The sequence below is a fragment of the Dietzia sp. DQ11-38-2 genome (genome assembly GCF_014145055.1).
Taxonomy (GTDB): Bacteria; Actinomycetota; Actinomycetes; order Mycobacteriales; family Mycobacteriaceae; genus Dietzia.
Genome location: NZ_JAALDW010000295.1, coordinates 4,489 through 14,902, shown reverse-complemented (window position 1 = coordinate 14,902; position 10,414 = coordinate 4,489). Strand labels below are relative to the sequence as shown.

General features: G+C 70.0%; 9 protein-coding genes. 7 read left to right on the top strand and 2 right to left on the bottom strand.

Annotated elements, in window-relative coordinates; all coding sequences use genetic code 11:
* Positions 1–422: SAM-dependent methyltransferase (locus G6026_RS10625; protein ID WP_241728021.1), on the top strand; the 422-nt coding region annotated here is incomplete at its 5' end.
* A gap of 120 nt (positions 423–542) precedes the next feature.
* Here G6026_RS10625 and G6026_RS10620 read toward each other — a convergent pair.
* A complete protein-coding gene (locus G6026_RS10620) occupies positions 543–1,559 on the bottom strand; it encodes an alpha/beta fold hydrolase (protein WP_182613163.1) in 1,017 nt (338 codons plus the stop codon).
* Between the two features lie 87 nt (positions 1,560–1,646).
* On the bottom strand, positions 1,647–2,345 hold the full coding sequence (locus tag G6026_RS10615) for a TetR/AcrR family transcriptional regulator (protein ID WP_182613162.1): 699 nt from the start codon (positions 2,343–2,345) through the stop codon (positions 1,647–1,649).
* A 116-nt stretch (positions 2,346–2,461) separates the two neighbouring features.
* Between G6026_RS10615 and G6026_RS10610 the strand changes: the two genes are divergently transcribed.
* The 6 genes from G6026_RS10610 to G6026_RS17340 all read left to right on the top strand — a co-directional run.
* Complete coding sequence (locus G6026_RS10610) at positions 2,462–3,439, top strand: fumarylacetoacetate hydrolase family protein (RefSeq protein WP_182613161.1); 978 nt, start codon at positions 2,462–2,464, stop codon at positions 3,437–3,439.
* Positions 3,436–4,062: a VOC family protein gene (locus G6026_RS10605; protein WP_182613160.1), complete on the top strand. Its 627-nt coding sequence runs from the start codon at positions 3,436–3,438 to the stop codon at positions 4,060–4,062. Before G6026_RS10610 ends, G6026_RS10605 begins: the two co-directional genes overlap by 4 nt.
* Positions 4,059–5,903 carry an FAD-dependent monooxygenase gene (locus tag G6026_RS10600; RefSeq protein ID WP_182613159.1) on the top strand — a complete coding sequence of 615 codons (1,845 nt, stop codon included), beginning with the start codon at positions 4,059–4,061 and terminating at the stop codon, positions 5,901–5,903. The genes G6026_RS10605 and G6026_RS10600 overlap by 4 nt, the downstream gene beginning before the upstream one ends.
* The gene (locus G6026_RS10595) at positions 5,900–8,266 is read left to right on the top strand and encodes a pyruvate dehydrogenase (protein WP_182613158.1); all 2,367 of its coding nucleotides are present in this window, start codon (positions 5,900–5,902) and stop codon (positions 8,264–8,266) included. The genes G6026_RS10600 and G6026_RS10595 overlap by 4 nt, the downstream gene beginning before the upstream one ends.
* Before the next feature lie 76 nt (positions 8,267–8,342).
* A complete protein-coding gene (locus G6026_RS10590) occupies positions 8,343–9,989 on the top strand; it encodes an acyl-CoA dehydrogenase family protein (protein ID WP_182613157.1) in 1,647 nt (548 codons plus the stop codon).
* 23 nt (positions 9,990–10,012) lie between these two features.
* The coding region (locus tag G6026_RS17340; protein WP_347238091.1) for an enoyl-CoA hydratase-related protein at positions 10,013–10,414 on the top strand (402 nt) is incomplete at its 3' end.

Below are 10,414 nucleotides of genomic sequence, written 5' to 3'. Positions count from 1 at the left end.
CCGCCGCGGAGCTGGGGGTCGAGCTGACGGTTCCCGAGGTGGTGCAGTCCGTCGTTCTGACCCGGGTCCAGGCCCGGTCGACAGCCATGCCGTCTTCTGAATCTCTGGAGAACTTCGCCGCGACCGGGGCGACACTGGTGCTGCACCTGGCGATCACCCGGATCCGCGAGCTCGCCGAACGGCTGGTGCCCACGCACGGCGCGGAGTGCCCGGTCGCGGTGGTGGCCCACGCGAGCCGCCCGCACCGAGTGGAGCTGCGCGGCACTCTCGCCGACATCGCCGACGCCGTCGAGGCCGCGGGCCTGCGGCAGGCCGCGGTGATCCTGGTGGGCCGGGCGCTCGTGCGACCGGGAGAGGCGGAGTCCTGGTTGTACGCGTCGGACCCGGAGAGGGAGTCGAAGCGACGGCGCGTGGCGGGGTAACTCGCACGGCAGTGGACGGGGCATGGGTGCTCCCGGTGCTCGTCCTGGTCGCGGTGGGGTCGTTGGTATGGGCGTGGAGGCGCGGGCGCGTGTGAGGGTCCACCACAGCTGTCGAGCGGGTCAGGCCTCTCCGCGGGCCGGAACCGCCCCGAGTGCGCCGAGGACCGGGGTGGTGGGCCAACACCGGGGGGTGACGGCGGCAGCCGGGTCGAGGGCATTGAGCACCAGGTCGAGGGTCTGGGGGTCGGCGTAGAGCGAGGCGTGGTCGGCTCCGTTGCGTGGGCAGGTGTCCTGGAGAACGTGCGTGGTGACGCCCGGGTGGTCACCCTCGGGGAAGCTCATCGCGGGTGGGACCAGGCCGTCGAAAGCGGAGGCGATGAGGGTGTACCTGGTGCTCCGGTCGAACGGGCTGCCTCCGGCGAAGAGGAGGCGGCCCGTCGGCGAGTGCTCGTTGATGTCGAGCATCGCGGGGAAGGGTACGGGAAGGGGCCCGTCGGGTAGGCCCCGCGAGGACTCGGCGGCCATGCCCTCCAGGTCCACCACCGGCGAGAGGGAAGCCAGACCCGGGAGCCCCGCCTCTGCGGTCCCGCCGGCGAATCCGCCCAGTGAGACCACCGTTCCGATCCTGCCCGGGCGGGTGACCTTGGCCAGGTGCATCGCCACGGTCACTCCCTGCGAATGGCCCACCATGTCGGCCTGCTCGGCGCCGGTGGCCGCGAGGACGCCATCGAGATACGACGTCATCTCGGCGACGTGATCGGACATCCGTGAAGAACCGCCGATTCCGGGGAACAGCGGTGTCGCGCCGTACGTGGGTGAGAAGACGCAGTACCCCTCGTTCAGGAGGGACGGCGCGACGGTCCCCCAGTTGTTGACGCCGTTGGCGCCGGTGCCGTGCAGGAGGATGACCGGGCGCGGGTGCTCCGGGGAGGGCCGGCACGACCAGTCGTCAACGCCCGGCCACGGCCGGCCCGGGTTGGCGAGTTGGTAGATCCCGCCTGCCTCGGCCGTATACGAGATCGGCTGGGCGGGACGGGTGGCGGGGTCGGTCGCCGATGCCACAGGAGCGCAGGCCAGGGCCAGGGCTGTCGAGACCGCCGCCGTCAGGAGGGGGAGGGTGAAGCGGAGTCGAGGCACTGACCATCTCCCGGACGGCGCCGTTGGGCGCGGGATGTGACGGCTATCACCCTAGCTCGGTCGGCCCGTGCCGCCGGACGGAATGCTCTAGGCTCCCGGCCGCCGGCTGGTGTGCACGACCGCCAGGGCGGTATCGACGTCGAGGTCCGGGTCCAGGACGGCGGCGCCTCTGATCGCCGCGGACCCCACCTCGACGAGCCACTCGACGAGGTCGTCGACGGGAAGGCGGCAGCCTGTCCGCACCCAGTTCAACGAGGCTTCGTCCGCAGCCGCGATGATCGTTCGGCCGACGAACTGGACGGTGGCGTCGTCGGCGTCGACCCCGACGAGCTCGGCCAGCATCTCGAGCGCTCGGGCGCGTCCTGCCTGCGACGCCTCCAGTACGTCCGCGTCCGGTGAGCGCCCCCCGGCGATCAGTCGCTGGGCGAGTTCCGGGTGATCGGCGACGTAGCACAGGTGCGCACGGAGGCCGGCTCGGATCGCGTCGGCGGGGTCGGTGTCGGCGCCCGCGGCGAACGCCGAGTCCATGTTCTTCACGAACCTGTCGAGAACCGCCCGGTACAACCCCTGTTTTGACCCGAAGTGGTGGAACACCAGACCGTGCGCGACGCCCGCCCGTCGGGCGATCTCGGAGACCGTGACCGCGCTGTAGTCGCGTTCGGCGAACGTCTCGGCGGCCGCCTCGAGGACGCGACCGCGCGTCGCGACCTTGCGTTCGGCTCGTGACGGCGAGGCGCCGGGGGCGCCGGGGGCGTCATCGGGGCGCGATCCGGCATCGCTGTTCACGTCCCCGAGTGTACGAGAGGGGGCTGGCCTGCAAGATTCCTGACCGATAGTCATTGACTGCCAGTCAACCAAATCGGTAGGGTCCGCGACATCGGGTTCGACATGAAGGAGCCAACATGGCCGTCAGGCTGATCCGGTACGTCGCCGAGGGGACGACGCACTGGGGCATCGTCAACGGTGACGAGGCCACCGCCCTGGAAGGCGCCTATCCGACCACCGGGGAGGTGCTGGAGCGGGGAATCGAGGAGTGGCGGGACGGGCTCGGTCGACCCCCGACCCACCGGCTGTCCGCCGTGACCGTGGTGTCGCCGGTGACCACGCCGTGTCGGGTGATCTGCCAGGGTGCGAACTACCGACAACACGCCATCGAGTCGGGCATGGATCCCGACAACCGCGCGTTCAATCTGTTCTTCGACAAGACCGACGCCTCGGTGTCCGGGCCGTTCGACCCCGTCACCCGCCCCCGCCATGTGCGGCTGCTCGACTACGAGATCGAACTGGGCCTGGTGATCGGCGCGACCATCGACCGGCCGGTCACCCTCACCGACGACCAGCTCCCCCGCTATGTCGCCGCCCTCACGATCGGCAACGACATCTCGGCCCGCGATGTCCAGCTCCCTCAGGGGCAGTACTTCAAGGGCAAGAGCTACCGCGGATTCTGTCCACTCGGCCCCGAGCTCCTCATCCTCGACGAGGACGAGTACCCACTCCTCGACGATCTGGATCTGGAGTTGAGGGTGAACGACGAGGTCCGGCAGTCGGATTCGACGTCGAACTTCTTGTACCGACCGGCCGAGACGCTGAGCGAGCTGAGCACGTTCTGCAACCTGTCGCCCGGAGACGTCGTCCTGACCGGCACGCCACACGGGACCGCCGCGAAGTCACCTCATCCGCTCATCAGGCGTCTGGCCACCGCTCTTCTTCCCGAACACGTGATGTGGCGGTTGTTCATCCGACGCAACCAGGACGGCCCTTTCCTGCGACCGGGCGACCTCGTCACCGCCTCGATCCGCTCAGGAGACGGGTCTCTCGACCTGGGCACGCAACGCACCCCCATCATCGCCGAGAACTCGACGAACGGAGAGACATCATGACGATCGCGCAGCCGGTCAACACCCCCCTCGCGCCGGAGATCCTCGCTCACTACGTGGTCAAGACGCCGCGGGCGACGGAGATGATCGAGTGGTACCGGACGGTTCTGGGCGCGAAGGTCGTTCACGAGGACAAGCAGATCGCCTTCCTCACCTGGGACGACGAGAGTCATCGACTGGCTCTGGTCAAGATCCCCGGCCTCGTGCGCTTCCTCTTCCCGTTGGCCAGGCTCCGCCGCAAGATCCTCGGAGTCGACCACCTGGCGTTCACCTACAGCTCGCTCGAACGGCTGCTCCTCAACCACGAGCGTCTCGCATCTCTCGGGATAGAACCGGTGTGGTCGATCAATCACGGCCCCACCACGTCGTTGTACTACGAGGACCCGGATGGGATCCGCCTCGAGTTCCAGGTCGAGAACTTCCCCACCGCGGAGGAGACCGCCGCGTTCTTCGACAGCGAGGAGTTCGCGGACAACCCCATCGGCGTCATGATCGACCCGGGGTATCTGCTGGAGCGGCTGCGCGGTGGCGCGGCGCCCTCCGAGCTCGTGCACCGACAGGCGGGAGTGCGTCCGGGCACCACCGCCCGGTCCAACAAGCGCGCCATCACGTTCCGCACGCTATGAGCCCCGAGACCCGGGCCCCCGTCGTGATCTGCGGCGCGGGCAGCTCCGGCGCGACCCTCGCGTTGCTGCTCGCGTCGCGCGGCATCTCCTCCCTCGTGCTCGACCGGCGGCAGGAGCCACTGACCCACCCCGCCGCGCACGTCATCAACGCCCGCTCGCTCGAGATCTGGCGCGAGATCGCCCCCGACCTCGCCGCACAGATCGCGGCGCTGTCCCCGCCGATCTCCGAGATCAGCGTCATCCGGTGGATGTCGTCGACCTCCGCACCCCCGCTGGGCGAGATCGACCTGCTCTCCGATCCGGAACGGCTGGAGCAGGTTCGCTCCCTGAGCGACTTCCTCCTCTCGCACGTGGGCCAGCACCTGCTGATGCCCGTGCTCTGGAAGTGGCTCGACGCCGAACCGCTGGTCGAGTTCCGCCGCGGGGTGAGCGTGCGCGCCGTCACCCGGGTCGAGGACGGAGTGGTGGCGGACACGGACCTCGGTCGGATCGCCGCGCAGTACCTGATCGGTGCCGACGGCGCGAACAGTCCGATCCGCGAGAGCCTCGGGATCGGTCTGCGTGGCCCGGTCCTGGCCCGTATGGCCAGCGCGTTCTTCCGGTCCCCGGACCTGCATCCGGACGACAGGCCCCTGCTCACCTGGATCTACCGACCGGAGTTCGCCGGAGTGCTCATCGCGCACGCCGATCGCCACTACGTGTTGATGGGCACCTACCTGCATCCCGGGCAACCCATCGCCGCCGACCCGGACCGGTACTGGCGTGACACCCTCCCCGCGGTCCTGGGCGAGGACAACAGCTACGACATCGTCTCCACCGGCGCGTGGACCATGACCTCGCAGACCGCGGAGAGCTTCCGCCGCGGCAGGGTCATCCTGATCGGTGACGCGGCCCACCGGTTCCCCCACACCGGGGGCTACGGACTCAACAGCGGCGTGCAGGATGCCCACAACCTCGCGTGGAAGCTCGATGCCGTGCTCACCCACGGCGCCCGCGAGACCCTTCTCGACACCTACGAGCTCGAACGCCGACCGGTGGTCGAACGCTTCGCCCACCACAGTGTGTCCAACCACTTCCAGCTCGACGCGGTCACCCGGCACTTCGGTGCGACGAACCGTGCGCTTTACAACGTCACCCGGTTGATGGGCCGGGCACCACTGAGGTGGCTGCCGGCGGGGATGGCCGCGCGTCTCTCGGAGCATCTCGTTCGTGGCGGCCTCGCGCGGACGGCCGTTCTTCTCGAGGAGACCCCGCGGGCGTCGCGTGTGCGTGCAAAGGCCGCCGAGGCGATACCCCTGCAGCTGTCGCATTTCGTCTCGACCGGCCTGGAGTTCGGGTACTGCTACGACGGGCCGCTCGTGGCGGCCGACGACCGAGGTCGTCAGTCCGGCACCGACGACGACGTCGTGGGGGATGTCGTGGAGTACTCGCCGTGCGTCGTGCCGGGAGGCCGACTCCCGCACGTGTCCCTGATCGACACCTCCGACGGGCGTCGGTCGATCCTGCAGCTGGTCAACCGCGACCCGCAGACGGTCACCCTCATCACCGCCGATGCGGGGTCCTGGCGGGACCGTCTCCGCAGCGGGTCGACCGGACCCATGGAGGTCGACGTGGTCGACATCCGCACCCGGTGCGTCGACCCGGAGCGTACGGAGACCCTCCTGGGCCTCGACCGGGGCGGGGCCGTCGCGGTCCGCTGCGACGGGCACATCATCTGGAGCACCGAGACCTCGGCCGCCTCCTCCGCGGGGGACCTGGTGTCCTTCCTCCGGACCCGCTGGTCGCCGGTGTTCAGCACGTCGACGACCCCGTCACGCCGTGAGAAGGAGTCCCAGCCATGACCCACGCCGCCACCGGGGCCGCCACCGGGGCCGTCGCCCCCGAGGCCGCCACCCCCGGAGCCGCCGCCCCCGGAGCCGACAGCGCAATACTGGAGTCGATCGCGAAGCGCGTCTTGTGGACCTCCACGGCGATGATCCACCACGCGAACCGGGTCCGCCCCAATCCCAGCGGCCTCAAGGTCGGGGGGCACCAGGCCTCGTGCGCGTCGATGGTGCACATCATGACGTCGCTGTGGTTCGGGCAGCTCCGCCCCGGCGACCGTGTGTCGGTCAAACCCCACGCCTCGCCTGTGCTCCACTCGATCAACTACCTTCTCGGCGACCTCGACGAGAAGTACATGCCGACGCTGCGCGAGTACGGCGGTCTCCAGCCCTACCCCAGTCGATCGAAGGACCCGGACCGCGTGGACTACTCCACCGGATCGGTGGGAATCGGGGCGACCGCACCGTTGTGGGGTGCGATGGCCCGGCGCTACGTGGACACCACCTTCGGCCCCACCGGCCCCGGCCGGCAGTACTCGATCGTCGGCGACGCCGAGCTCGACGAGGGAGCGGTGTGGGAGGCCGTGCTCGACCCCTCGGTGGCCGAACTCGGCGAGGTGGTGTGGATCGTCGACATGAACCGGCAGTCGCTCGACCGCGTCGTGCCCAACATCGCCGCCCCGCGGCTGGAGCAGATGTTCGCCGCCGCGGGCTGGCAGGTCCTCACCGTCGACTTCGGTCGGACTCTGGAGGAGCTGTTCGCCCGCCCCGGTGGCGACGCGCTGCGACGACGACTGCGTGACATGTCGAACCCCGAGTACCAGAGGCTGCTGCGGTGCTCTGCGCAGGAGATCCGGGACAGGCTGCCGGGCGAGGGGGCCGATGCGGAGGCCATCGCCACGGTGATCGGGGATCTCGCAGACGCGGCCCTCCTCGGCGCGATCTCCAACCTCGGTGGTCATGACATCGACGCGCTGCGTGACGCCTACGCCCGGATCGACGACCAACGCCCCACGGTGATCCTGGCCTACACCGTCAAAGGTTTCGGGCTGCCGACCCAGGGGCACCCGCAGAACCACTCCTCACTGCTCACCGCCGATCAGTTCGCGAGCCTGGCCGACTCACTCGGTGAGGCGGTCGATCGCCCGTGGCGGAGGTTCGACCCGGGATCACCCGAGGGCACGCTGTGCGCGGCGACCGCGCAGTACCTGCGCCGGGAGCCCGCTCCGTCGCTCCCCGATCTGGCCGTGCCGCGGGACCTGAGCCGTACACCGCCGTCGACGTCGACCACCCAGGCCGCTCTCGGGCGAGTGCTCCTGGACCTCACGCGCGACGCCCCGGATGTCGCCGCACGCGTGGTGACCGTCAGCCCGGACGTCAGTTCGACCACCAACCTGGCCGGGTGGCTCAACAAGGTGGGGGTCTGGTCGCCGACCGAACGTCACGACTGGTTCGCCGATGACTCCGAGACGGTCGTCAAATGGCGTGAGAGACCCACCGGGCAGCACATGGAACTGGGAATCGCGGAGACCAACCTCGTCGGACTGCTCGGCGAGCTCGGCGCGACCTGGAGTCGGTGGGGTCAACCGCTCCTGCCCATCGGCGTCGTCTATGACCCCTTTGTCGAGAGGGCCCTGGAGCCGTGGTCGTTCGGCATCTACGCAGGCGGGCAGTCGATTCTCGTCGGCACACCCTCCGGTGTGAGCCTGTCCGCGGAAGGCGGGGCCCACCAATCGGTGACGACCCCGTCCATCGGCGTGGAACAGCCGGGCTGTGTGTCGTACGAACCCGCGTTCTCCGTCGAGGTGCAGTGGATCCTGCTTGACTGCCTCGCGCACCTCGGTCGGCCCGACGGGCGATCAGCCTACCTGCGTCTGTCGACGCGGCCGGTGGACCAGCACCTCGCCTCGGTTCCCGACGACCCCGCCGCTCGCGAGCGCCGCCGGGCCCAGGTGGTCGCGGGCGCCTACACCCTGAGAGCCTGCGCGGATCCGGACGTCACCATCGTCGCGATGGGAGCGGTCGTCAGCGAGGCGCTGGCGGCCGCCGACCGGCTCTCCGCTCTGGATATCGGATCAGAGGTCGTCTGCGTCACCAGCGCAGGCCTGCTGTTCGCCGCCCTCCAGGCCCGGGCCGGACGGTCTGATGCACCCAGTTGGATCCTCGACGCGGTGTTCCCCGCCGATCGTGCGGCACCGATGGTCACGGTGCTCGACGGGCACCCCCACACGCTGGCCTTCCTGGCCACGATCAACACCGTGCCGCTGCGCGCGCTGGGGGTCTCGACGTTCGGCCAGACCGGTGCGCTGGAGGACGTCTACCGGCATCACGGCATCGATACCGACAGCATCGTCCGGGCTGCCCTCGACGCCGTCGGCTGATCACCTCCCGACGCGCGGGCCGGCCCTTCGAATTACACTATCGACGTACTCGTAGCACTTCTGTAATACTGCATCGATGGCGACACACACGGTCACGAATCAGGTCCCGCCCCTCGTGGGGTACGACGCGTCGGAACAAGCGGTGATCCTGGAGGCCCTGGCCCGCGCCGGGGCGGACCACGCGAGGGACGAGCTGCGTGAGATCGGTCGGCTCGCCGGGTCCGCCGACGCCCTCGAGTGGGGCGACCGCGCGGAGGCGAACCCGCCGATCCTCCGGACCCACGACCGGTACGGGAACCGGATCGATCAGGTCGACTACGATCCGGCCTACCACGAGCTGATGCGTCGTGCCGTCGGCTTCGGTCTGCACGGCGCCCCGTGGGCGGACCCCCGGCCCAGCCCCCACCTCGTGCGCGCGGCCAAGTCGAGTGTGTGGGGCCAGACGGACGCAGGGCACGGGTGTCCGATCTCGATGACCTACGCGGTGGTTCCGGCGCTGCGCCGCGCTCCCGACCTCGCGGCGACGTTCGAACCGCTGCTGACGGGTCCGGAGTACGACCCGGTTCTGGCGCCGCCCACCACCAAGCGGGGTCTGACGGCCGGGATGTCGATGACGGAGAAGCAGGGCGGGTCCGACGTCCGCGCCAACACCACGCGCGCGACGCCGAACGCCGACGGGACGTACTCGATCACCGGGCACAAGTGGTTCACCTCCGCGCCGATGTCCGACCTCTTCCTGGTCCTCGCGCAGGCGCCGGGTGGGCTCACGTGTTTCTGCGTCCCTCGGGTCCTGCCCGACGGCTCACGCAACCCCTTCCTCCTGCAGCGTCTCAAGGACAAGCTCGGCAACCGGTCGAACGCCAGCAGCGAGGTCGAGTACGACCAGACGACGGGCTGGATCGTCGGCGACGAGGGCCGGGGCGTCGCGACGATCATCGAGATGGTCAACATGACCCGACTCGACTGCACACTCGGTACCGCCACCGGGATGCGGGTCGGGGTCGCGAGCGCCGTCCACCACGCGAGGCATCGCCGGGCCTTCGGAGCGGCCCTCATCGACCAGCCGCTGATGCGCAACGTGCTGGCCGACCTCGCGGTGGAGGCCGAGGCGTCCACGACGGTCGCGCTCTGGCTCGCCGAACTCACCGACCTCGCCGACGCGGGAGACCGGGAGGCCGACGCCCTGCGACGGATCGGGCTGGCCGTCAGCAAGTACTACGTCTGCAAACGCGGGCCTATCCACGCGGCGGAGGCCCTGGAGTGCCTCGGCGGCAACGGATACGTGGAGGACTCCCGGATGCCGAGGCTCTATCGCGAGGCGCCCCTGTTGTCCGTCTGGGAGGGGTCGGGCAACGTCGCGGCCCTGGACGTGCTGAGGGCCATGGCCAAGCAGCCGGAGACGGTCGAGGCGTTCCTCGGGGCCGTCTCCTCCAGCCGCGGGGCGGACGCCCGACTGGACGGCGCCGTCGATCGCCTGGGCGGAACGTTGACGGCGATCGCCACCGGGCAGCCGGACGAGGCGCAGTACGTCGCGCGCCGGGTGATCGGGGACATGGCGGTGATCCTGCAGGGGCACCTGCTGGTCCGCCACGGACACCCGGCGGTCGCCGACGCCTTCTGCGCCAGCAGGCTGGGGGCCGATCACGGTGACGTCCTCGGCACGCTGCCGACCGGGGTGGACACGTCCGCGATCCTCGATCGCGTCACCCCGAAGGTCGGGTGAGCATCGTGGATGAGCATGCGAGAGTGACGGTTTCGGCGAACGGTCCGGTCACCGTGATCGGTCTGAACCGGCCCGATGTCCGCAACGCCGTCGACCGGCCGACCGCGCAGGCTCTCGCCGACGCGTTCCGGGCCTTCGACGCGGACCCCGAGGCCTCCGTCGCCGTGCTGCACGGGGAACACGGCACCTTCTGCGCCGGCGCGGACCTCAAGGCGATCGCGCGGGACGAGGGCAATCGGGTCGCCGCGGACGGGGACGGTCCGATGGGGCCGACGAGGCTCCGACTGGGTAAACCGGTGATCGCCGCGCTGTCGGGCCACGCCGTGGCGGGTGGTCTCGAGCTCGCACTGTGGGCCGATCTCCGGGTCGCGGAGGAGAGCGCGGTGATGGGGGTCTTCTGCCGCCGATGGGGCGTGCCCCTCATC